25 protein-coding genes are annotated in these 23970 nt (G+C 40.7%); 7 read left to right on the top strand and 18 right to left on the bottom strand.

Features of this window, described 5'->3' with window-relative positions; genetic code table 11:
* Positions 1 to 116: 116 nt before the first annotated feature.
* From Q1A31_RS18870 to nth, 5 genes are all read right to left on the bottom strand, one after another.
* Positions 117 to 569 carry a hypothetical protein gene (locus Q1A31_RS18870; RefSeq protein WP_299880626.1) on the bottom strand — a complete coding sequence of 151 codons (453 nt, stop codon included), beginning with the start codon at positions 567 to 569 and terminating at the stop codon, positions 117 to 119.
* A 66-nt stretch (positions 570 to 635) separates the two neighbouring features.
* Positions 636 to 1124: a DUF1841 family protein gene (locus Q1A31_RS18865; RefSeq protein WP_299880623.1), complete on the bottom strand. Its 489-nt coding sequence runs from the start codon at positions 1122 to 1124 to the stop codon at positions 636 to 638.
* Between the two features lie 14 nt (positions 1125 to 1138).
* Positions 1139 to 2011 carry an SGNH/GDSL hydrolase family protein gene (locus Q1A31_RS18860; RefSeq protein ID WP_299880620.1) on the bottom strand — a complete coding sequence of 291 codons (873 nt, stop codon included), beginning with the start codon at positions 2009 to 2011 and terminating at the stop codon, positions 1139 to 1141.
* Positions 2012 to 2162: 151 nt separating this feature from the next.
* A complete protein-coding gene (locus Q1A31_RS18855) occupies positions 2163 to 3167 on the bottom strand; it encodes a D-2-hydroxyacid dehydrogenase (RefSeq protein WP_299880617.1) in 1005 nt (334 codons plus the stop codon).
* Positions 3164 to 3796: an endonuclease III gene (gene nth, locus Q1A31_RS18850; protein ID WP_131905425.1), complete on the bottom strand. Its 633-nt coding sequence runs from the start codon at positions 3794 to 3796 to the stop codon at positions 3164 to 3166. The genes Q1A31_RS18855 and nth overlap by 4 nt, the downstream gene beginning before the upstream one ends.
* A gap of 123 nt (positions 3797 to 3919) precedes the next feature.
* Between nth and Q1A31_RS18845 the strand changes: the two genes are divergently transcribed.
* Positions 3920 to 4801 carry an esterase family protein gene (locus Q1A31_RS18845; protein WP_299880611.1) on the top strand — a complete coding sequence of 294 codons (882 nt, stop codon included), beginning with the start codon at positions 3920 to 3922 and terminating at the stop codon, positions 4799 to 4801.
* Between the two features lie 66 nt (positions 4802 to 4867).
* Here Q1A31_RS18845 and Q1A31_RS18840 read toward each other — a convergent pair whose 3' ends face one another.
* On the bottom strand, positions 4868 to 5341 hold the full coding sequence (locus Q1A31_RS18840; RefSeq protein ID WP_299880610.1) for an NYN domain-containing protein: 474 nt from the start codon (positions 5339 to 5341) through the stop codon (positions 4868 to 4870).
* 282 nt (positions 5342 to 5623) lie between these two features.
* Here Q1A31_RS18840 and glyA point away from each other — a divergent pair, with 282 nt between their 5' ends.
* From glyA to Q1A31_RS18815, 5 genes are all read left to right on the top strand, one after another.
* Positions 5624 to 6886 (top strand): serine hydroxymethyltransferase, encoded by a 1263-nt coding sequence (glyA, locus tag Q1A31_RS18835; RefSeq protein ID WP_299880608.1) that lies wholly within the window; start codon positions 5624 to 5626, stop codon positions 6884 to 6886.
* Positions 6887 to 6901: 15 nt separating this feature from the next.
* A complete protein-coding gene (gene nrdR, locus Q1A31_RS18830; protein ID WP_131905420.1) occupies positions 6902 to 7420 on the top strand; it encodes a transcriptional regulator NrdR in 519 nt (172 codons plus the stop codon).
* Positions 7421 to 7506: 86 nt separating this feature from the next.
* Positions 7507 to 8637, top strand: coding sequence for a bifunctional diaminohydroxyphosphoribosylaminopyrimidine deaminase/5-amino-6-(5-phosphoribosylamino)uracil reductase RibD (gene ribD, locus Q1A31_RS18825; protein WP_299880603.1), 1131 nt, complete (start codon positions 7507 to 7509; stop codon positions 8635 to 8637).
* 212 nt (positions 8638 to 8849) lie between these two features.
* Positions 8850 to 9398: a GTP cyclohydrolase I FolE gene (gene folE, locus Q1A31_RS18820; protein ID WP_299880600.1), complete on the top strand. Its 549-nt coding sequence runs from the start codon at positions 8850 to 8852 to the stop codon at positions 9396 to 9398.
* 45 nt (positions 9399 to 9443) lie between these two features.
* Positions 9444 to 10232: a sulfite exporter TauE/SafE family protein gene (locus Q1A31_RS18815; protein WP_299880597.1), complete on the top strand. Its 789-nt coding sequence runs from the start codon at positions 9444 to 9446 to the stop codon at positions 10230 to 10232.
* Positions 10233 to 10252: 20 nt separating this feature from the next.
* Here Q1A31_RS18815 and Q1A31_RS18810 read toward each other — a convergent pair whose 3' ends face one another.
* The 5 genes from Q1A31_RS18810 to dctP form a co-directional block, all read right to left on the bottom strand.
* Positions 10253 to 11770, bottom strand: a complete 1518-nt coding sequence (locus Q1A31_RS18810; RefSeq protein WP_299880594.1) for a malonyl-CoA synthase — start codon at positions 11768 to 11770, stop codon at positions 10253 to 10255.
* Entirely contained in the window at positions 11763 to 13085 is a 1323-nt protein-coding gene (locus Q1A31_RS18805; RefSeq protein WP_299880592.1) for a malonyl-CoA decarboxylase, read from the bottom strand. The genes Q1A31_RS18810 and Q1A31_RS18805 overlap by 8 nt, the downstream gene beginning before the upstream one ends.
* Positions 13082 to 14401: a TRAP transporter large permease gene (locus Q1A31_RS18800; RefSeq protein ID WP_299880588.1), complete on the bottom strand. Its 1320-nt coding sequence runs from the start codon at positions 14399 to 14401 to the stop codon at positions 13082 to 13084. Before Q1A31_RS18800 ends, Q1A31_RS18805 begins: the two co-directional genes overlap by 4 nt.
* Positions 14401 to 14979: a TRAP transporter small permease gene (locus tag Q1A31_RS18795; protein WP_299880586.1), complete on the bottom strand. Its 579-nt coding sequence runs from the start codon at positions 14977 to 14979 to the stop codon at positions 14401 to 14403. The genes Q1A31_RS18800 and Q1A31_RS18795 overlap by 1 nt, the downstream gene beginning before the upstream one ends.
* A gap of 87 nt (positions 14980 to 15066) precedes the next feature.
* Positions 15067 to 16053 (bottom strand): TRAP transporter substrate-binding protein DctP, encoded by a 987-nt coding sequence (dctP, locus tag Q1A31_RS18790; protein ID WP_299880584.1) that lies wholly within the window; start codon positions 16051 to 16053, stop codon positions 15067 to 15069.
* Positions 16054 to 16247: 194 nt separating this feature from the next.
* On the opposite strand from dctP, the gene Q1A31_RS18785 reads away from it, so the two are divergent.
* Positions 16248 to 16928, top strand: coding sequence for a GntR family transcriptional regulator (locus tag Q1A31_RS18785; RefSeq protein ID WP_299880582.1), 681 nt, complete (start codon positions 16248 to 16250; stop codon positions 16926 to 16928).
* A gap of 108 nt (positions 16929 to 17036) precedes the next feature.
* Here the strand turns inward: Q1A31_RS18785 and Q1A31_RS18780 are convergent, their stop codons facing one another.
* The 7 genes from Q1A31_RS18780 to Q1A31_RS18750 all read right to left on the bottom strand — a co-directional run bounded on the left by Q1A31_RS18780 (position 17037) and on the right by Q1A31_RS18750 (position 23930).
* Entirely contained in the window at positions 17037 to 17219 is a 183-nt protein-coding gene (locus Q1A31_RS18780; protein ID WP_299880579.1) for a hypothetical protein, read from the bottom strand.
* A 30-nt stretch (positions 17220 to 17249) separates the two neighbouring features.
* On the bottom strand, positions 17250 to 18578 hold the full coding sequence (locus Q1A31_RS18775; RefSeq protein ID WP_299880576.1) for an amidase: 1329 nt from the start codon (positions 18576 to 18578) through the stop codon (positions 17250 to 17252).
* Between the two features lie 24 nt (positions 18579 to 18602).
* The gene (locus tag Q1A31_RS18770) at positions 18603 to 19949 is read right to left on the bottom strand and encodes a TRAP transporter large permease subunit (RefSeq protein WP_299880574.1); all 1347 of its coding nucleotides are present in this window, start codon (positions 19947 to 19949) and stop codon (positions 18603 to 18605) included.
* Complete coding sequence (locus Q1A31_RS18765) at positions 19946 to 20563, bottom strand: TRAP transporter small permease subunit (RefSeq protein WP_131906142.1); 618 nt, start codon at positions 20561 to 20563, stop codon at positions 19946 to 19948. Before Q1A31_RS18765 ends, Q1A31_RS18770 begins: the two co-directional genes overlap by 4 nt.
* A gap of 153 nt (positions 20564 to 20716) precedes the next feature.
* Positions 20717 to 21868, bottom strand: a complete 1152-nt coding sequence (locus Q1A31_RS18760) for a TRAP transporter substrate-binding protein (protein ID WP_299880570.1) — start codon at positions 21866 to 21868, stop codon at positions 20717 to 20719.
* A 174-nt stretch (positions 21869 to 22042) separates the two neighbouring features.
* Complete coding sequence (locus Q1A31_RS18755; RefSeq protein WP_299880568.1) at positions 22043 to 23011, bottom strand: D-glycerate dehydrogenase; 969 nt, start codon at positions 23009 to 23011, stop codon at positions 22043 to 22045.
* A complete protein-coding gene (locus Q1A31_RS18750) occupies positions 22998 to 23930 on the bottom strand; it encodes an NAD(P)-dependent oxidoreductase (RefSeq protein WP_299880566.1) in 933 nt (310 codons plus the stop codon). Before Q1A31_RS18750 ends, Q1A31_RS18755 begins: the two co-directional genes overlap by 14 nt.
* Between the last annotated feature and the right edge of the window lie 40 nt (positions 23931 to 23970).

Below are 23970 nucleotides of genomic sequence, written 5' to 3'. Positions count from 1 at the left end.
GGCTTAAAGCCGCTTGGAATGATAACTTTCGGTTCAAAACGCTGTTTAACTTATGATTATAATGCGTTTGCCCTGGGGGGTGACCTTTGTTATTTATATAAGTGAATTAAAAGTAATTAGTGAATAACGACTGCTTTTCCATCTCTTTTCAGTACTTTTATTCGATCACCAACTTTAAAAATTTCTTTGGTCGATTGCGTAATTGCTACGGTTTCACCAATATCTTTTTTAACGATTAATTCTTGCGCTGTTTTGTCTTTGGTTGCGTTTCGGTAGAGGGTGCTTAAGGTCTTTAGATCAATTGATCCCTGAATTCCCGAGGTTCCACTTGAATCTACATTCACACCAACATTACCGTAGGAGTGAATCGGTTCTGGTGCTACCTCTATAATTCTGACGGCTAAAACAATGCCCGTCTCGATTTTTTGTTCAACACTGACTGGAATAGCGTCATCTACTTTGCTTTTAGCGGAATCAGTCGTTGTGCTGGATGAACTAGAACAAGCACTAATTATCAATAATGAAAGTGCATAAAAGCTACAACGTGTGATTGTTTTAGTGTGTGTCATGTTTGTAAATCGCTTAGTTAGATTTAAGGTTACAACGAATACAATTTTCAATGGAGGTGAATGAGTTTAGCCTTTATTCGTCCGAAACTTTTCTTCCATCTTACCCAGACAATCCAGATAGCTATTTTCATCAGGCGCGATATTATTCTGCTGTGCCTGCCACATCGCTTCTGATAAACATTCCATCATTTCATGCTCGGTATCGTGTACTCCTTTTAAGGCAACCAAACGTTGATAAAGTTCAGCGATGCCAACAGGGCGGTTAGTCGTTACTTGCTCTCGAATACCCAAGTGCATGCCCATGTGTAAAAAAGGATTATTTTCTCCCATCTCCGGCAAATATTCGGCGTTAACACTGGCTTCTTTGTTTTCTAACAAGCCATGATATTCTGGGTGCTCTTTGATCACAGCGGTCACTTGCTGTTCGAGATCGGTCAGCGTCTGTTTTTGTTTGAGGTGTTTATCCCAGGTATCGCAATAAAACTGACGCAGCTGTTCGCGTTGTTGTTCGTATTGGTCGGATGAAGTTATATTTGAAGCGTTGTCAGAAGACATAATTACCATAAAATTTAATGAATCGCGTTGATCATTTTAAGCTTTTGTTCAATTTTATGCGCAATTTTTTTATAGCCGTTTTTATTCGGGTGAATCTCATTCATCCAGTCGCCACTTTCACCTGTGCTATCCAGTGCAGCTCGCGTGAGTAGATGGCGCGTATCAACCACGTGAAAATTAGCGATGGGATTTGCACCATTTTCCAGACTCAAAAGTCGCACGGCGAGTTGATCAAATAAATAATCACTCAATGCTTGCCAATCCGTTTTTGGGATCTCGGCATTTTTCATGCAGGGATAAAGCCAGGGGCCGAGCAAACCTACGCCAAAGAAGCGCGCAGGTGCATCGCGTGGTGTCGGGTAATCGTAGGTATGTAAAACGATTGGAATGGCGTGATTGCCACGAATAGTCGCCAAACGACGGTAGTGGTTTTCGATATTTTGCAGGAAGTTATTCACTTCAATCTGTTTGCAATAATCGGCAGGTTTACGGATGATATCTCCCTGTCGTTCTAAGCGATTTTTAATTAAAGTGCGTGCTTTGTCGATGAGGTCATTGCCCCCAGCACTCAAAATTATCGCATCCCATGGTGTCGTAGTATGTTCTTCAATGGCGAATTTAAACGACTGATCGCGTGGCATCGAAGAGATATGTTTGATGGTGTCGCCAGGTTCAGCGAGATTCAGAATCAACACTTCTTCGCTAAAACGCAAGGTATATAGGATATTGGTAAACCAGGGGTATTGTAAGCTTTGACCACCAATAGTGAACCAGGAGTCGCCTTCTGCAATGATGTTGCGTTTATTAAAAATAGGGTCACAGAAAGTGTCTGTCACTTCTGCTTCATAGACATCATGGTAATCACAGATATTCGGACGTTTAGCCATAGTGACAAAATATCTTATATGCAAACGGAGTTCTGTGAATAAAGTCACATTTCGCTATACCGTATTGAATTGGTACAGCGAAATGAAACTAGGTATAAACTTTTAATAATTAATGCTGTGTTGCTGTTTGCTTATTATTAAATTTCTGCTGTTACGTTTCTGCAACTTCGATTTCTGGTTGTTCTTGTTTAGACAGCCAATCTCTAAGATTCTGTGTTGTCTTATTTACCACACGTTGTCTCGCTTCAATGGCAGCCCAGGCAACATGCGGGGTCACAATCAGGTTAGGAATATCGGCGGCTAATAATGGATGATCTGCTGGTGGCGGTTCTTGTTCCAGTACATCGATACCTGCTCCGGCTATCACGCCATCTCTCAGTGCTTGCGCCAATTCTGCGTTATCAACCACAGCACCGCGGGCGGTATTGATTAAAATGGCATCTGATTTCATCTTTTCTAAAGTTTCGCGATTAATCAGTTTGTGGGTCTCAGCTGTGAGTGGGCAATGCAGACTCAATACATCAACAAGGGGTAATAAATCATCCAGCAATAAACGTCCATCAGGCGCAGTATCAGAGCCCGCCCGAGCGGCGATTAACACATTCATGTCAAATGCTCTGGCAATTCTTTCGACGCCTTTGGCTAAGGTGCCGTAACCAACGAGACCTATGGTTTTTCCTGCTAATTCACGAATAGGAAATTGCAGGCTACTGAAATGTTCGCTCTTTGACCAACCGCCATTACGCGTCATTGTCTGGTAATCATTCAAAGAGGTCGATAGCGCCAGTATTAATGTTAAAACATGTTGAGAAACAGAAGGAGTCCCATAGTTTGTTACATTGTAAGTGTCGATTCCCATTTCTTCACACGCTTCAAGATCGACATTATCCATGCCGGTAGCGGTTAATAAAATAGCTTTGAGTTGTGGGCATTGCGCTAATAATTCACGATCAAAAACGACCTTATTAGCGATTGCAACATTGATGCCTTCGAGGCGTTCGAGTCGCTGCTCTGGGCTGGTATTTGGGTAACGCTGACAATCATGTGCCAATTCAACCAAAGCCTCTAAATCCAGATCTCCCGGATTAAAGGTGGTTTCATCTAATATGGCGACACGAAAATTATGAGCATTGTCGGATGAAGTGGAGTTAGTCATAGATTTTTCTCTTTATAATCACATAAATCACTAATCAAACAGGCGCCACATCTGGGTTTCCTCGCAACACAGATGTAACGCCCGTGTAAAATTAACCAATGGTGTGCATCGACTAGAAATTCTTTAGGCACAAAGTGTAGTAGTTTTTTTTCAACTTCAACGACATTTTTGCCTTTTGCGATTCCTGTTCGATTGGATACACGAAAAATATGCGTATCGACGGCCATTGTGGGGTGTCCGAATGCGGTATTTAAAACCACATTGGCGGTTTTTCGGCCAACACCGGGTAATGCTTCTAACGCTTCTCGATCGTCAGGCACTTCAGAGTGATGAAGATCAATGAGCATTTTGCAAGCCGCAATCACATTTTTAGCTTTGCTATTATACAAACCAATTGTTTTGATGTATTCCTTCAAGCCATCTTCTCCCAAGGCATAAATGGCTTCGGGTGTATTCGCTACCGGAAATAGTTTTGCGGTTGCTTTATTCACACTGACATCGGTTGCCTGCGCAGATAATGTAACTGCAACTAATAATTCAAAAGGGGAATCAAATTCAAGTTCGGTGGTTGGGTGTGGGTTAGCTTCTCGAAAGCGTCTGAAAATTTCATAGCGTTTTTCATTATTCATTCGCGGAGTTTATCACTCGGGTTTGCTGTTTGAAAAACATCTCTTTTAAACTTATTAAAAAAACTGCCCCAAAGTAGGGGGGTGTATTTGTTTTTTAAGGACTAATCATTTAGCCTAATAAATATGCCTAATTACCATAACTTTATTAGATTAATGAAACAGGTGGCTTTCATTGGCTTGTTTTTTGTTCAAGTGGGCTGTTCCAGTTTTAAAGGAACAGAGTTGGCGTATGAAAAAATCCCAACCAGCAGTTTAGATAAAACCATCGAGTATGGCGTTTACACACCGCCGAACTGGGTCAAGACAGAAAGACTGCCGCTGGTGCTATTTCTACACGGTGCTCGAGATGATCATAATACTCTGGAGCAATACAAAACTCATCGTTACTTCGACCAACAAATCAACGCGGGTCAATTGCCTCGTTTTATTTTAGTTACGCCGAATGGTGGTAAGGGCTTCTGGGAAAATTGGTATGATGGCTCGCATAATTATCGCGACTGGGTGATGCAGGACATCCTTCCTAAAGTACAAAAAGATTATAATACGCTGGATTGTCCCGAACATTGCAGCTTGATGGCAATATCCATGGGCGGCTTTGGTGCTTTACGCATGGCTAGTATTTATAAAAACAGTTTTTCAAGTCTCAGTGCGATAAGCACGCCTGTATTGAGTAATGAGAATAAACAGGATGCAAAGGTGCCTTTACTCGTCCGTCTATTTTTCCCTTTGAAACGAATCTTCGGCCCCAAACTTTATAATGGTGATGAATCACAAAGCATTAGAAGTGTCTGGTCAGATAAGAATAATGTAGCGCTGCAAAAAATACGTCTACAACTAATCTGGGGAGATAAAGATCAGCCCAATATTATTAGAACGAATCAAAGATTTCATGAGCTATTGCAGAAAAATGGACGAGAGCACGAGTATTTTATCTACGATGGTGGACATAAATGGGTAGATTGGCAACCGAACTTTAATCGAGTCATTAATTTTCTGCTGAAGTGAGTCACAAAAAGTGCCCCAAAGGTGGGGGGTGCCATTTAGTATCGTTTAAATGTCGTATTAATCAGGCTACAACAATAGATTAGAATCAATAGGGACAAACTGATTCGCTGCATTAATTAAAGACGCTGCCGTTAATGGTTCCACGCCATAAACGACAACCGATGCATGATGTTTACTTTGCATACGATTCGCGAGTAAATCAAAATCACCATCGCCGGATACCAGAATAACCGTATCACTTTGTTCCGCATATTCCATCGCATCTAAGGCGATACCCACGTCCCAGTCTCCTTTTGCGGAACCATCCGAACGCTGGATATAGGGTTTTAATTTCACCTCAAAGCCAATGGCTCTGAGTATATTTTGAAACTGTCTTTGCTTTTCATCCTGACTTTCAATTGCATACGCAGTCGCTTTTACAAGTTTTCTGTTTTTAGTCGCTTGTGCCCAAAATTTGTTGTAATCAAAATTTCGTTTGTAAGCTTGCCTGGTTGTGTAATAGACGTTTTGCACATCTACCACGATTGAGACTGTTTCCATGGTTGGTTAACTCTTATTTTTAACAAACATAACACTTGGTTGAACTGTGTTGGTTATGGGAGGTTGTAGAGCATGCATGACCTATTTGAAAATTCATAGGATAAAAACTGCCCATAAGTAGGGGGGGGCTTCATGAAAAAATCAGTTGGCTTAAAATGAATTTCGGGTGTTCTCTGCATTCTTCAGCCTAGAAGAGCAAAAAGATGTCGTTATAGCATTATCTATTTAGAATTTTTGCGTTATTATGTCGCTCTTTTCTGAAATAATCTGGAGCATTCAACAATGTTTTCTAAAGATATGACAATCGCAAGTTACGATCCAGAACTTGCTGCTGCTATAGCCTCTGAAGTACAACGACAGGAAGATCACATTGAGTTGATCGCTTCTGAAAACTACACGAGCCCTCGCGTGATGGAAGCACAAGGTTCTGTGCTAACTAATAAGTATGCCGAAGGTTACCCGGGTAAGCGTTATTACGGTGGTTGTGAATACGTTGATGTTGCAGAGCAGTTAGCAATCGATCGTGTTAAAGAATTATTTGGTGCAGATTATGCGAATGTACAGCCGCATTCAGGCTCTTCTGCGAATCTTGCGGTTTATATGGCGCTTGTTGAGCCAGGAGATACAATTCTTGGTATGTCTCTATCTGATGGCGGACATCTTACACATGGTTCACACGTCAGTTTTTCCGGTAAAGTTTACAATGCGGTTCAGTACGGCATAGATGATAAAGGCATTATTGATTACGAAGAAGTTGCTAATTTAGCGCGTGAACATAAGCCAAAAATGATTATTGCTGGTTTCTCCGCTTATTCACAAGTTGTCGATTGGCAGAAATTCCGTGATATCGCTGATGAAGTGGGTGCCTATTTATTTGTCGATATGGCTCACGTTGCCGGTTTGGTTGCTGCAGGTATTTACCCATCTCCAGTACAGATTGCTGATGTAACCACATCGACTACACACAAAACATTACGTGGTCCTCGTGGTGGAATCATCCTGGCAAAAGCGAATCCTGAGATTGAAAAGAAGTTAAACTCTTTGGTTTTCCCGGGTACTCAGGGTGGTCCGTTAATGCATGCGATCGCAGGTAAAGCGGTAGCGTTCAAAGAAGCATTAGAGCCAGCATTTACTGAATACCAAAAGCAGGTTGTGGTTAACGCACAGGCAATGGCGAATACCTTTATGGAGCGTGGTTTCAACATCGTTTCTGGCGGTACTGAAAATCACTTATTCCTGCTTGATCTCATCGACAAAGGATTAACCGGTAAAGTGGCAGATGCTGCTTTGGGTAACGCTCACATCACGGTTAACAAGAACTCTGTGCCTAACGATCCGCAATCTCCATTCGTAACGAGTGGTCTACGTATTGGTTCTCCTGCAATTACTACGCGTGGTTTTAACGCAGAAGACAGTTCGCAACTTGCGCATTGGATTTGTGACGTATTGGAATCAATCGCAAAAGATGAAAACGATACCAGCGTGATCGAAGAAGTACGCGGTAAAGTGACTGAAATTTGTCAGCGTTTACCTGTTTACAAATAAGTCGGAAGCTAATTTATGCATTGTCCTTTCTGTGGAGAAGATGATACTCGAGTAGTAGATTCGCGTCTTGCCAGTGAGGGCGATCAAGTACGTCGTCGCAGGGAGTGTACTTCCTGCAACGAACGTTTTAGTACCTATGAAATAGCTGTATTTAATATGCCGCAAGTGACCAAGTCAGGCGGTGAAAAACAGGCATTTAACGAGCATAAACTTAGAGCAGGACTAATGCGAGCAACGCAAAAACGTCCTGTTGATTCTAAATCCATCGACCGTGCAGTGATGGATATCCAGAAGCGTATTCTTGCGCGCGAAGGTTCTACGGATAAAAACGATAAATCTGATTTAACGACCAATCTGATTGGTGAATTCGTGATGGAAGAATTACGCAAGCTGGATGATGTTGCGTATATTCGTTTCGCCTCGGTTTATCGTGACTTTAATGATATTGGTGAGTTTATCGATGCCATTGAAGGGCTTGAGAATTCTCCTAGCCCAGAGCTTAAAAAACGCCAGAATAAACTTCCGGGGACGTAAATCGATAGACCTCTCAATTTATCGTTATACTGTCTTAATCCATTTCTCTTTTTATCTTCTTTATGAGTAAGCAAACCTCACCTCAAATGAATGCTCAAGATCATGCTTTTATGGCGCGAGCTATTCAGTTGGCTCAAAAAGGTCAATACACGACTCATCCTAATCCACGTGTGGGTAGTGTCATCGTTAAAGATGGCGAAATAATCGGGGAAGGTTATCACCAGTATGCAGGTCAAGGGCATGCTGAAGTCAATGCAATCGCTGCTGCGACCAGTTCGCTTGTTGGCGCTACAGCATACGTTACTTTAGAACCCTGTTCGCATACGGGTAAAACACCGCCTTGTGCTACAGCGCTTATTAAAGAAAAATTTTCACGCGTGGTAATTGCCATGCAAGACCCTAACCCTCAAGTTGCCGGTCGCGGAATCCAGCTGCTAAGAGATGCTGGTATCGACGTCGAAGTAGGCGTTTTAGAAGCACAATCAAGAGCACTAAACCCGGGTTTTATCAAACGTATGGAAACTGGGCTGCCCTGGGTCAGAGTAAAACTCGCCATGAGTCTCGATGGTAAAACAGCGATGGCGTCAGGTGAAAGCCAATGGATAACAGGCCCTGAGGCGAGAAAAGATGTGCAGTTTTTACGCGCTAAAGCCGATGCTATTTTAACGGGTTCGGGGACTGCGATTGATGATGATCCTTCGTTGAATGTGAGATTGACTGCTGATGAGTTAGGGATCAATGGGCCAGTAAATCAACCTTTACGCGTCGTATTAGATTCGCACTTAGCATTATCTTCAGAGGCTAAAATGCTAGCTCTGGAAGGCGATACACTGATTTATTCCAGCGCTGATACCAAGAAAAAGCATAGCGATAAGATTCAACAGATTGAGTCCGAAGGTGCAAAAGTCGCTTTTGTAGAAACTGATTCGAATTCTCAAGGTCTAGATTTGAACGCTATTCTGATTGATCTGGCGCAACAGCAAATCAATGAAATCCATGTCGAAGCCGGTGCCACGCTTTGCGGTGCATTGTTGCAACAAGGCTATGTCGATGAGATCGTGCTTTATATGGCGCCTAAAATTATGGGTGATGATGCGCGTGGGCTGTTGGCAATCCCGGGGCTGGATAATATGAAAGATACAATAGATTTAACGATTCATGATATACGATCAATAGGTTCGGATTGGCGCTTTACGATTACACCGATACGAAAGTAAATTAAACGTAAATTGTAAGTCGTTAAAAAAGTCCTCCAAAGTAGGGGGGTGCCATTTACGATAAATGCCTTTTAAAAACTACAGGAATTATCTTTTATGCCAGCCATCAGTGATTATGCAACTCACTGAAAGCATAAGTAAAATAATTCTATAAAATGCAATAAAGATTAAACCCAATAGAAAACGATAAAAAATACAAGGAAGGATAACAAATGGATAACAGCAAACTCTACTCAGAATTACTGACTAATATGGGCGAAGATGTTAGTCGTGATGGGCTTCAAAAAACGCCAGAACGAGCTGCAAAAGCAATGGAGTTTCTAACCAAAGGTTATGATCAAGACCTTGATGAAGTCATCAATGGTGCGGTGTTTGATTCTGATAATGACCAAATGGTGATTGTAAAAGATATCGAAATGTATTCATTGTGCGAACATCATTTGTTGCCATTTGTCGGCAAAGTACACGTCGCGTATTTGCCAGAGGGTAAAGTCATCGGTTTATCCAAAGTTGCACGCATCACTGATATGTACGCAAGACGCTTGCAGATTCAAGAGAATATGACCAAGCAAATTGCAGAAGCGATTAAATATGCGACAGGTTCTAGCAGTGTCGGTGTGGTCATCGAGGCACAACATTTTTGTATGATGATGCGCGGCGTTGAAAAGCAAGGCTCATCTACAATATCATCCATGATGTTAGGCACATTCCGCGAAAATGCTAAAACGCGTGAAGAGTTTTTGAATCTAATTAATAAGTAATCATCTATAATCCCGAGCTTTCAGTTTAAATAAACTTAAGTTTCTATGGGTGATGTTCTTTTATTGTTGGTCACAGGTTCAGTTGCAGGTTTATTTGCGGGATTATTGGGAATAGGTGGCGGAGTAGTCATCGTACCTGTTTTGGTATTGGTGTTCGAATATCAAGGTCTAGATCCTTCTATTATTATGCACAGTGCAATTGGGACTTCGTTAGCCACCATTGTATTTACTTCAATTTCTTCTATACGTGTACATCAAGTGCATAAGGCTATCATCTGGGATGTGTTCTGGAAAATGACTCCGGGGATAATTCTAGGCGCCTGGATTGGAACACTAGTTGCAGATGCTTTACCCAGTGATATTCTAAAACTCATATTCGCCCCATTTTTATTGCTTGTTGCAATACAGTTTGCCCTGAATAAACAACCCAAACCCCAACGTTCATTACCTGAAAAAAAAGGTTTGATAGGTGTAGGTATCATTGTTGGGTCGATCTCTTCTTTGTTCGGTATTGGGGGAGGGGCATTGAATGTTCCTTTCCTGGCTTGGTGCAATGTTTCAATTCGTAAAGCGGTTGCAACATCCGCAGCTATAGGTTTACCTATTGCCGTGACTGGAACTTTAGGTTTTATTATATCTGGTTGGAAATCTGAATTGATGTCTGATTGGAGTATTGGTTATATAAATCTAATTGCTGCATTAAGTATTATTTCAGCGACGGCTATAGCCGCTCCTTATGGGGCAAAACTTGCACATAGAATTCCTGTTGTTTTGATTAAACGTATCTTTGCAGGATTGCTCGTGCTTGTAGTGATTAAACTCATCACTAGCTAAGGCCTTGAACTAAATACCTTTTATAAATTTTGGTATGTCTCTCTTAAGCTGTTTTTTTGCACTTTTCCCATGGTGTTTCTAGGAAGCTCATCTACAAAGATAATGTGCCTAGGTTGTTTGAAACGAGCTAGTTTGGATTCAAGTTCTTTAAAAATTACATTTTCGCTGATTTCAGAAGAATTATCTTTAACAATAACAGCAGCGATTTTTTCTCCAAAATCTTTATCCGGAAGGCCGATGACGGCGCTTTCATTGACACCCTCTATATCATCGATGAGTAGTTCTAACTCTTTAGGGTAGATATTATAGCCACCGCTGATTACCAAATCTTTTGATCGTCCGACAATGGACAAATAGCCATCTTCTCCAAAAACACCCAGGTCTCCTGTTATAAAGAACCCGTTTTCGCGTATTTCTTCGGCAGTTTTTTCTGGCATATTCCAATAACCTGAAAAAACATTCGGTCCCCTGATTTCTACCGAACCGACTTCTCCTGGATTTAATGGTTTGCCAGATTCGGGATCAGCAACGATTACCTCAGTATTTGGCAGTGGTAGCCCTACTGTTCCTGCTTTGCGCTCTCCATCATAAGGATTCGATGTATTCATATTTGTTTCGGACATGCCATAGCGTTCAATAATTGAGTGCCCGGTTTTTTCTTGCCACTGTTTATGAGTTTCTTCTAGCATGGGAGCAGACCCAGAAACGAAAAGTCGCATATTAATGGTAGATGTCTTATTAAGTCCTTCTGTTTGTAGCAAACGCACATAGAAAGTTGGCACTCCCATGAGCACAGAAGCAGAGTTCATATCAGATAAAATAGTATCGACATCGAAATTATGATGGAAAATGAGTTTAGATCCAGCTAATAAGGTTATATTTATAGCCACAAAAAGTCCATGTACATGAAAAATGGGCAAGCTATGAATAAGGACATCTTTGTTATCAAATTTCCAGTAATCCATTAGCGTTGAAGCGTTACTAATAAGATTTAAACCAGAAAGCATTGCGCCTTTAGATCGGCCGGTTGTGCCTGAAGTATAAATAATCGATGCCAGATCATTTTCAGTCCGAGGCACCCCAGTGAAGCCTTCTGTTTCTTTATTAGCAGCATCCATTAGTGAGCCATTTCCTGCCTGATCTAATGTAAAAGTCTTTATGACTCCTGATTTTTCAGCCAACGGCTCAAGTGTGTTTAGTTTTTTGGGGTCACAAATTAAAATTGCCGGTGTTGCATCCGATATAAAATAACTGATTTCTTCGGATGTATAAGCGGTATTGAGTGGTAAGAAGATCCCACCGGCTAGCATTGTACCTAAATATAACTGTACTGCCTGAATCGATTTATTTACCTGAACTAAAACTCTATCGTCTGGTTTTAAGCCATTTTTAACAAGCATAGATGCAATTTTTTCTGCATTAGAAAATAACTCACCATAAGTGACATTGCTGTCATCATCTAATTTGGCAAATATGGTTTGCTCACTCCCGATAGACGCTTGTCTAAGTTGATTTAATAAGAAATTAGAATCATACATTTTTAAATCCTTTTTTTAACAGAGCTTGAACATCAGAAGAGTGGATTACTTCATGTTTGTTAACAAAAGCTTCGTGATTTTTCTCAATGTCCTTAAGCTTATAATCATAATTCACCATCATTCCCCAGGCAGACCAAAGTCCTTCCTGGTTAGTATTAGCGTTTGCATGAATATGCTTTAAGCAAGCACCATTGCCTAGGTGGAATCTGGCTACAGGGTCTATAATTTTGTCTTTTTCAGTACGCGCTTGAACAAGGTATTTGGCGGTAATTTCACGAAGAAGAATATTCTCATCCTTATTGGAAGGGAGTTTGTTTGTTGCATTGAGATTTTTTAAATACATCAACTGTGAGTCGTTTAATAATCCTGAAGGTTTAGAAATTTCTGATTCAGCCCAACTACGTAAACCGGGTACTGGCGATAGAGTGACAAAAGTTTTTATTGAAGGATATTCACGTTGTAATTCCATAACTGCTTTTTTAATCATGAAATTACCAAACGAAATTCCTCTTAGGCCTGGCTGACAATTAGATATGGAGTAAAATGTAGCAGTGTTTGCCTTGTCGGGATCAATAGGTTCTCGTGATGCTGATAAAATTGGTTCTATGGAAGATGGAATACCTTCAACTAAAGCAACTTCAACGAAAATCAAAGGCTCATTTGGCATTGCGGGATGGAAATAGGCATATAATCGACGGTCTTTTTCTATGACCCTGCGTCGTAAGTCATCCCAACCTTGTATTTCATGAACTGCCTCATACTTAATAATGCGTTCAAGTATTTCTGCTGATGTGGACCAGGTGATGCTTTCTAACTCAAGGAAGCCTCGATTAAACCAAGAGCTTAATATGTGTTTGAAATCATTATCTAAAGGTTTTAGATTGGGATCTTTTTTTAGAAAATTTAAAAGATCATTTCGTATCTCTACGATTTGACTGGTTGCGCCTTTTACTCTATTCAGGCGTCTAATTAACTCCATACTTTTGGGTTCTGTGGCCAGATGTATGGCTCTTCCTGAAGATGCACTTTGCTGTTTCCATAGTTTAAAAGCAGCTTCAACCTGTTTTGAATCAGACCCGAAGTTATTTAGTAGCATAAGAAAAAAAGCGTATTTCCCTTGCTCGTCTAGTGCTTTGTATCTATTTAAAACTTCATGAGCAATAGCTACTCCAGTTGCTTCTCCTTTTTCTGAAACTAAATAGTCACATAATGTTTCGGTATCTATATGTATTGTTTGAACTGTGCCAGTTAATGAACGTCCGGCATCAGTAATTCGGGTTACAAATTCATTTAAAATTGTCGTTGCGCTAATCATCTGGCTGGCCCCATTAATATATCAGGTAGCCAAGTGGCAATGCTTGGGAATATGCTTAAAATAACAATCGCTAGTATCATGCAGAAAACAAAAGGTAGCGAACCAACAAGAATGGTTTTAAGCGGGATATCAGGTGCTATTCCATTAATAACGTATAAATTTAAACCTACAGGTGGAGAAATCAAACCGATCTCCATATTTATCGTCAATACCACAGCAAACCAGTAAGGATCAAAACCCGCAGTTGTAATTATGGGTAGGAGTATCGGTGCAGCCATTAATATGACTGCAACAGGCGGTAAGAAAAAACCTGCAATTAGTAAGAAAATATTCACCACAAAGATTAAAACCCAGCGGTTAACTTCTAATGTGCCTATCCACTCTGCGATTGATTGTGTGATAAACAAGCTGGATAACATATACGAGAAAACACCAGCAGCACCAATGATAAATAAGATCATGACACTTTCTTTAGTCGAATCGCGAAGTATCATCCACAAAGATTTAAGGCTAAATAATCGATAGACAACAATTGCCAGAATAATGGTAAGCAGTGCACCTACTGCTGCTGTCTCAGACGGCGTAGCAACTCCTCCATATAAAGCATATAAAACGCCTAATATAACTAGTATAAAAGGAATTACACGAGGGAGGACTTCAAACTTTTCTGACCAGCTATAACTGGTTTTTAAAGAAGTTAATCCACCATCTACTTGTCTACTGGCTGAATAAATTGTCCAGATCATAAATAGTGATACGAGTAATAGGCCTGGCATTACACCAGCTAAAAAGAGTCTTCCTATTGAGGTTTCTGTGGAGATACCGTAGATAATCATGGTTACGGATGGTGGGATTAATATGCCAAGTGTTCCACCTGCGGCTATTGATCCCGCTGCAATTGTATCTGGGTAGCCTCTTTTTCTCATTTCTGGAATGCCCATTTTGCCGATAGCAGCACAGGTAGCAGGTGAAGAGCCAGACATGGCGGAAAATAGTGCACAAGCGCCTAGGTTAGATACTACCAGACCTCCAGGTACTCTCGTCATCCAGCGCTCTAAAGCTTCATAAAGGTCAGCTCCTGCTCTGGTGGAAGATATGGCAGAACCCATTATGATAAACATGGGGATAGAGAGTAAGGCGAAATTATCTAGCTTTCCAAATAACAATTCTGGTAATAATTCCAGAGATCCCGCACCATCGAATATCAAAAGAAATAGTGCTGAAACAAGAAATAGCCCGATAGCTACAGAGACGCCAGAGAATAATATGATAATCGTTGTTATACCGACTACAGCACCTAAAGTGAGAGGGTCCATTAACTATCTCCCTCAATGTCTTTATAAACAAGATTTGGGTTGTTGCCGGAATTATTTAAAATACTAATAGAATCTGCGATTAATTGAAGCATATACAAAATTAAACCTACTGGAAGTGCCAGATATGGTATCCACATGCGTACTCCCCAGACAGTGTCAGACTTCCATCCTTTTGTCCAAGCAGTATGAAATAATTCAAAACCGTAGAAAGCCATAATAGCTACTATGACTATTGATAAAGTTAAACTTAATAGTTGTAAAATCATTCTGGGTTTTGGTCTTAACATAAGAGGAATCAGATCAACATTTACATGTCCACGTAATAATTGGACGTAGGGCAAACCAAGTAAAGTAGCAGCAATCATTAAATAAACGACAGTTTCTGTTTGCCAAATGGTAGATTGGTTAAGTACAAATCTTACAAATATCATTTCACAGGTAATGACTACCGATGCAACAATCATTGCAGCTGAAATCGCCCCTGAGAATCTGGATAATAAATGGATAATTTTGATAAATTTTCCATGCTCTTCAATTGAAGCCGCCTGGTTTTTTACCGTTTTACTTGAGTCAGACATGATCACTCTTCTTTAAATAAGTAGCGCAATAGAATTACGCTACTAATAAATTAATAACTAATTAATTATGTTGCTTAAGATAATCAGTTATTCAACTGCAAGTGCCATGTCGAGTAGTTCCTGGCCGCCCTCTGTTTGCTCAACGAATTTTTTATAGGAAGACTTTTTGGCGATTTCTCTCCAGGCATTAAAGTCCTCTTCAGACATCCTGGCGATTTTCACACCAGCATCACTAAAGGTCTTTTCAGAAGCAGCATCTGCTTTTTTAGCCTCAGCAAGATAAAAATCCTGAGCTTTTGCAGCAGCTGTTCTAAGTGCTTTTTGTTGAGCTTCAGTAAGTCCTTCAAATGTGCTTTTATTCATTAACATCGGTTGATACATAAACCATAAAGCAACGTCTCCAGCAGGGGTAAAGCATTTGATTTGTTCGTAAAGGCGGTATGAAACAAAGCTTGATGATGATGTGTTGGCTGCATTTAATACACCTGTCTGCATCGCAGAATAGATTTCTGAGGAGGCCATTGATGTAATAGATGCGCCAGCTTCTGCCAACATTTGTTCGAATGCTTTTCCTGCAGCTCTAAATTGCATGCCTTTGACATCAGCTGGACTGGTAATACATTTATCTTTGCCTCCAAATCCACCTGCCAAATAACCATGAACTAATACCATGACATCATCTTTAGCCATGTACTCTTCAATCTTTTTCATGAAAGGAGAGCTGGTAAGTCGAGCTCCGTGATCATGGTTTTTTACCATACCTGGCATCAGTGTTAAATTATATGCAGGTTGTTGTCCAGCAGCATAGCTTAAGGGAAGAACAATCATGTCTACTTTGCCGCGAGAAAGAGGGTTGTATTGTTCACGGGGTTTGAATAATGACTTAGATGGGTAAATTTTAATTGATAAATCAACGCCAGCAGCTTTAACATCATCCGCTACCATTTGCGCAACCTTATGTCGAACGTCTTTAGTCGACCATTGATGGCTTAGTTTTAATTCTTTAGCTTGTACAGATCCACTTATAACTAAGCTAAAGCTAGCCGTTAATAAAACACCTTTTAAAAAATTCATGGTACTCCTCCTTGAATATAATAAGAAACAAAATAGCCTCTTAAGTTTTATCTTTAAACATAGACTGATAGATAGCATAGTTCAAAATATACAATAGTCAATGAAGTTGTATACAATAAATTATATTTAGTATTATTTGTGGTTTGGCTATACTCCATGTAACAAAACAATAGTTTTATAGAGAATATAAATGCATGACATCTCCAGCAAACATACTGCGCAGTCAACTTGAAGAAGAAATTATTACGGGTTTACTCAAAGAAAATACACGGCTTGATGAAGTAAGCTTAGCTGAGCGTTTTGGTGTTTCAAGAACACCTGTACGTGAAGCATTAATACAGTTAACTACTGCTGGATTGGTAGTTAAAAGACCCCATAAGGGTAATTTTGTTGCAGAAGTAGGACCAACTCTATTGATTGAAATGTTTGATGTTATGGGTGAGTATGAAGCGATGGCGGCAAGATTAGCTGCCCGTAGAGCCTCTAAAGAAGATATTGAAAAAATCCGTGAAGCTCACTTGGATTGTACTGATGCAGTTTTAAGTGGTGATACAGATGATTATTATTATAAAAATGAGAAGTTTCATAAAACAATTCTGACTGCCGCTCATAATTCTTTTCTTGAAGAACAGTCAGGTATATTACATAGACGCTTAAAAGCTTTTCGTCGACTACAACTCAGAACGAGAGGTCGGATGCAAAGTTCCTTTGATGAGCACAATGAGGTAGTCAAAGCAATTGAGGCAGGGGATGCTCAGAAGGCTTCAAATGAAATGCGTAAACACGTTGTTGTACAGGGAGAGAGATTCGCTGATTTGCTAGCAACTATCAGTCAGAGAAATGCTGAAAAGTTAATACACGCCGCAAAAGAATAAAATTATTTATAGCTTTGTAGATAAAGCTATCATCCAAAAAAACCACCAAAAGTAGGGGGGTGATCTATAAAAAACCGTGGTTAAATAGATTTACCCAGTAAGGTAGAACTAAACATGATTTGGACCAGATTTAATTTCGTCATAAGCGCTTTTGTAAACCATAGCCAAAATTAGGGCAATAATAATGGGGAAAGCGATGTCATCTGTATTTTCCCAAATCGAGTAGGCTAGCCCACCAAGAAAGGCGGTAATTACTATTAACGAAAGTGCCGCTGATATTAAGTTACTCATTTTCTTTGTCCTTCATGTAATTCGTTTGATTTAGTCGTTTACTGTCTTGCTCAACCAGTCTGCAGTCCTGAGAAGCCTTGCATCATCACCCTTTGAGGAAACCAGTTGAACCCCCAGTGGCATACCGTTAGAACCCTGCATTAATGGTAAAGTGACCGCTGGCATTCCACAAAAAGACCAAGGTGTGCAAAAAATTGGGCTTCCTGTTGATTCCAGCCCTAATGGTGCTTCACCCGTAGTTGAAGGTGTCAGTATTGCATCATATTCAGACATTATTTCATCCAGAGCAGTATTGAGTGCTTTGATATGATCAACAGCGTCATTGTAATCAATCGCAAGATTCTTTTGCCCGCGTTCTATCATTTCCTGCAATGAAGAACTCATGACATTTTTGCCTTGCTTGTATTCACGCTGAAAGCTTTTGGCAATATCTGTTTCCATAATGACCCTATGCCACTCAACAACATCTTTTAGTAAATCAGTTAAATCCAGTGTTTCAACCGAATTGCCAAGTGCATCGACAAGTTCTGAGAATCCTTCTTTTATGTCATTGTCAGCGTGCTCTTCCCATGCTGGTGTTTTTACAAAGACTAAGCGTGGTGGTACCAGTGGTCCTTGTTCTATGGTTTCTAAAAGTCTGGGAGGCATTCTAGCCTTCATCGCGGGGTCTTGTTTATCAAACACCATCATTTGCTGGGCTATCAAAGCTGCATCTGTGACATCTCGAGCAAATACACCCACACTGTCGAAACGCAGTGATTGCTGTAACACCCGGTAACGTGAAATCAGGCCATGACTGGGTTTATAGCCTACAACCCCACAATAGGATGCAGGACGTATTATTGAGCCATTAGTTTGTGTACCTATTGCAAGAGGTACCATATTGGAAGCGACAGCAGCAGCAGAGCCGCTTGATGATCCTCCCGGAGTTCGATTAGGATCGTGCGGGTTCTTGGTTTTACCCGCCGTATAAACTGCCATTTCGGTTGTTACGGTTTTACCCATAATGATGGCGCCAGACATCCGAAGGAACTCAACACTACTAGCGTCATAAGCAGGGGTACGGCCTTTATGGATCGCTGTTCCGTCTTCTGTTGGCATATCTTTGGTATCAAAAATATCTTTGATACCTATTGGTATGCCGTGGAGTGGTCCTGTCGTTTGTCCACTCTTTCTTAAAAGGTCAGCGTCTTTTGCCTGAGATAATGCATAATCAGGATCATAATGCGCCCATGCCTGTATTCCTTCATCATACGCATTAATCTGGTCTACATAGGCTTGAACTAACTCTTGTGAAGTTACCTGACCTTGTTGAATTGCAGCTGCTGCTGCGGTGGCACTCATTTCAATAAGATTCATATTTTATTTACCAAATCATTCTCACTAACCAAACAGGTACTTGGGCAACCACAATACAATTTGCGGGAACACATACATCAGGAACATCGCGAATATCACGATCACCAGATAGGGCATGATACCTTTAAAAATCTCGATCAACTCGACTGTTTTACCGGCTACTCCTTTTAAGTAATAGGCGGACATGGCCATGGGCGGTGTAAGGAAAGAGGTTTGTAAATTGAGTGCCACCAACACTCCAAAAAATAATGGGTCTATATTGTAATGCTGTAACAATGGCAGAAAAATTGGAACAAAAATGATAATGATTTCGCTCCACTCTAGTGGCCATCCCAAGAAGAAAATAATTAACTGAGCAATTATCAAGAACTGAATCGGTCCAAGGTCCATACTCAAAATCCAGTGCTCGATCAAGGCATGTCCACCTAGGTACGAAAATACTGAAGCAAACGTCCATGATCCTACAAACAACCAACATACCATTGCTGACGTTCTAGCTGTCAGATAGACTGCTTCCTTGAGTCTTTCCCAAGATAATGACCTATATAAGCCTGCTAGAATCAAACCACCTAATGATCCAACACCTGCTGCTTCAGCTGGGGTTGCTACACCCGCCAGAATGGATCCTAATACACCCAGAATCAATACGAATAAGGGTACAAACGAGGTAAGCAATTGCCACAGAATAATTCCAATCGATGGAACATCTTCTTCTTTTGGTTTAGGCGCTAAACTTGGGTTAATCGTTGCTCGAACAACAACGTACATCATATACATGCTGGCTAGCATGATTCCAGGAAATAGCGCTGCTGCATATAAACGTACTGGTGAGACCTGGGCGATTGCTGCATAAACAATCAGCATAATGCTGGGAGGAATCAAAATACCTAATGTGCCGCCAGCACAGATAACGCCCGAAGCCAGTTTTTTATCATAACCTGCCTTCATCATTGCCGGGAAAGCTAATAAACCCATTAGCGTTACGACAGCTCCAACAATACCAGTTGCTGTTGCGAATATGGCGCAGGTTGCAAGTGCCGCAATCGCCATCGAGCCGGGTACATGGCGTGTTGCTATCTGAATACTGAAAAATAGGCGATTTACAATATTTGCGCGTTCAACGACGTACCCCATAAATAAGAAGAGGGGGACGGCGACTAATACCTCATTGGACATGACCGAGAAGGTATTAGAGACAAATAAATCGAAAATATTGTTTTGGAATATATGTTCCCATTGGTCTTCTTTGGCATATGCGTAATAACCAAAGCCTAGGCCCATTGCTATCAAAGTAAATGCAATGGGGAAACCGAGAAGTACGATGCCGATAAACAGCACCAACATTAAAATTGCAATTTGTGGATCAGTCATTTTGAACCTCCACTATTCATTTCACTTCTCATTTCATCTTCTATTTCAGAAAAATCCTCTTCTTTATGTGCAAGCATTGTTTCTGTCTCTTCGACATCATGCAGACGTGGTGGCCATTCACCGGTGCGTATGCAGGATATACAGCGTAAAATCTCAGCGATTCCCTGGAGTAATACTAGAAATCCAGCAACTGGAATCAAGGTTTTGAAGAAGTATATCTGGGTGCGCGATGGGCTACTCCAACTCACTTCTTTATAACGCCAGGAATCGGCTGCGAAGTCCCATCCGTACCATATTAGTGCGAATACGCCGGGTAAAAGGAAGATTATATAGAGAAACAAATCTATCCCGGCCTGTACTTTTATTGGGAGTAATCGATGAATTACATCGCCACGTACATGACCATTACGCGACAAAGTGTAGGCACCTGCCATCATAAATAGAGCGCCATACATTTGTACACTCATATCAAATGCCCAGGTAGTTGGAGCATTTAAAACATAGCGCATAAAGACTTCATAAACTGTGGCAAAAGTCAGTACCATAATGCACCAGCCAAACATTTTACCAAACCATGCACTTATATTATCAATAAAGAAAAGAATAGAATTCATAGTGATCTTCAAATAAAAGTTGAATGTATACTTGCCCTGACGAGGCTAAGATAAACAAGCCAATAGGGGAGTTATAAACAGACGGCACTAACTGTGCCGTCTGTGATTTTACATATACAAATTGGATGAAACCCAAAATGTACCGAATAAAGCTTACTTGAAATAGTGGTTGTAAGCGCCTTCGTAGTCAGGAGCATTGGTCAGCTCAAACGCACCAACTCGCTTCATCCATGCTTTTTGAGACTCTACGACTTTTGCAAAATATGGATCTTTCATAAACTTTGGTAGAACCTTATCCCACGCCTCTAGTTGAGCTAGCATAATGTCATTTGGTGTTCGGTGAACCTTTACACCATGCTCTTTTTCTAGCGCTACCAAGTCATTAGAATAACGATCCTGTGCTTTCCATGACATATCAGCAGAAGCCGCTTCAGCAGCATACTTAAGAATAGCTTTATGTTCTGCAGAAAGAGATTCGTACTTCTTCTTGTTAAAGATGATCTCGAAAGACTCTTGAGATTGATGGAAGCTAGCGAGGTAGTAGTTTTTGGCAACGTCTTGCATACCAAAATCTTTATCCGAAGTCGGGTTATTAAATTCAGCAGCATCTATCAATCCGCGTTCCATTGCTGGCTGAATTTCACCACCGGGAAGTTGTACAACAGACATACCCATTTCTTGCATAACATTTGCAGCAAGTCCAACAGTACGGTACTTGAGGCCTTTCATGTCAGCTACTGAGCTAATTTCTTTTTTGAACCAGCCAAGTGGTTGTGCAGGCATAGGGCCTGAGAAGAAACCAACGATATCCAATTGTAGAATATCAGTCATCAATTCATCATACAGTTGTTGACCGCCACCATAAGCAATCCAGCCTAATAGCTGGTTAGCAGTCCAGCCCCAGCAAGGTCCCGTGCCAAATAATGAGGCCGCAGCATTTTTACTGTACCAGTATGCAGTAACAAGATGAGCACCATCAATAACGCCTTTAGAAACTGCAGTTTGCATTTCGGCAGTTTTTACAACGGCACCAACGTCAAGATAATCAATTTTTAATGATCCGCCTGACATTTCGTTGACTCGTCTAACGTAGTCTACGGCATACTCTTTAAAGATACCGCCACCCCAGGCACCCTGCAGTTTAAGGACTACTGGTTTTGAGTGAGAAGCGGCTGATGAAATCATAGGGAAACCTACAGCAGCTGCACCAGCAGCTGCGACGCTACTTTTTAGAAATTTACGGCGAGTGCTTGTTGTTTCTGTTTGTGCTGTATCAGCCACATTTTTCTTTGAATCTTGTTCCATTTTTTTCTCCTAAGGTCTTTATTTGTTTTTATACGGTTATCATATTCTCAAACGATTTAAGTTGTATACAATAATGTATTGGTTGTATAAACGTGCACGTCATCTGGAATATAGTTCTTTTTTAAAAAAAAATCAGTTTTTTAATAATAAATATTTGATGCTTGCTACTTCTGTTTAAGCAAGTCTATCTTTAGGTTCCAATCCAGCTACTATGGCATCTAGATTATCCAGAGCACGAAATCCCATCTGATCCCGTGTTTCTTCAGTGGCACTTCCAATGTGTGGTAATAAGAAAGTGTTATTCAATTCTTTATAACGAGGATCAATATTTGGTTCGTTATTAAAAACATCTAATCCGGCTGAAAATAATTTTCCTGATTTAAGTGCAGATATTAAAGCATCATCATCAACCACTGCGCCACGAGCGGTATTAATAACAACTGAATTATCGGGAAGAAGTGCTATGCGTTCGGCGTTAATCAAATGATGAGTTTCGGGTGTTGCGGGACAATGGATGGATAAAAATTCACAATGTGGAAGAAGCGCTTCCACACTATCATGATAAATCGCGCCTAATTCTAGTTCTGGTGCTAAACGTTTACGGTTGAAGTAATGAATCTCCATATCAAAACCACGAGCGCGCCTTGCCATGATTTGTCCAACCCGTCCCATGCCTAGAATACCTAGTTTCTTACCTGTAACCTGTTTGCCTAATTGAAAAGTAGCTCCCCAGTCTGCCCAGCTATCCGTACGTATCTGATGTTCACCCTCATAGGCTCTTCGTGCTGCACCCAGTAACAGCAACATCGCTATTTCTGCAGTTGCATCATTTAATACATCGGGAGTATTTGTAACAATAATGTTTCTGGCTTTTGCTGCTTCAAGATCAATATGATCATACCCAACTGAAAAGCTACAGATAGCCTTAACAGTATCTGGCAGTTGCTGGATAACTTCAGCGCTAAGCTTTTCGGTATGGCATGGAATGATTGCTGTCACCCCTGCAGCTAACTCAATGAGTTCCTCACTTGAATATATTTTATCATCTGCATTTAAACGAGCATCAAAATCTCTTGTTAAACGCTCTTCAACAGCTTTTGGGAGTTCTCTCGTTACAAGAACGCTGGGTTTATTTGTCGTCATTTTGAAGCAACCTCGATTGTTTGTAAGCTAAAAATAAGGCGCTATGATCTAGGTCGCCTTTGCCATCATTAATAAGATTTTGATACAACGATCGGTTTAATTTTGTAGCAGGTAATGATTGATCGTATTCAGCCGCTAACTCTAAGGCTTGTGTCAGATCTTTGTGCTGTGTTGTGATTTTCCCACCCGGTTCGAATGTTTCATCAATCATACGCTGACCGTGTAATTCCAATATACGTGATGCTGCAAAACCTCCCATCAATGCTTCACGTACTTTGGAAATATCCGCGCCAGCTTGTTTGGCTAAAGTTAGCGCTTCTGCAACAGCGCCTATATTTAAGCCTACGATAACCTGATTGGCGGCTTTAGTTACCTGACCTGTTCCTACGTCACCGATGTGTACCAGTGAACTACCTAATACATCAAAGATCGGTTTAGCCTTTTCGATAGATACATCAGAACCTCCTGCCATTATGACTAAGCTGGCGTTTATTGCTCCGAGCTCCCCACCTGAGACGGGTGCATCTATATAGTCAACGCCAATAGTTTTCAGTTTATTTGCAAATGCGCGTGTTTTAGTAACGGCAGAAGTGCCCATATCAATGACTAAAGAACCTTTTTGAAGAGAGTCAAATAAGCCATTGTCACCAAAAATTACTGTTTCCAAAGCATTAGTATCTGAAAGCATTAATATGATGATGTTAGTTTGTGAAGCCACTTCAGCAGCAGATTTAGCTGCGGTAATGTTAGATTGCTGGCTAAGCTCATGAACCACTTGCTGGCTTCGGTTGTGAACGATAAGTTCTGCACCAGCCTTTTGTAGATTTAAACACATGGGTTTACCCATAAGACCTAAACCGATAAAACCTATTTTATAATCAGATAGAGTATTTGTGTTTGATGATGTATTTGTACTCATAAAAAAGTGCTCATAAGTAGGGGGGTGGCTTTTCTAGGCT

It is taken from the genome of uncultured Cocleimonas sp., from assembly GCF_947495625.1.
Classification (GTDB): Bacteria; Pseudomonadota; Gammaproteobacteria; order Thiotrichales; family Thiotrichaceae; genus Cocleimonas.
The sequence above is the reverse complement of the archived record's forward strand: the minus strand, read 5'-3'. Positions and strand labels throughout refer to the sequence as shown.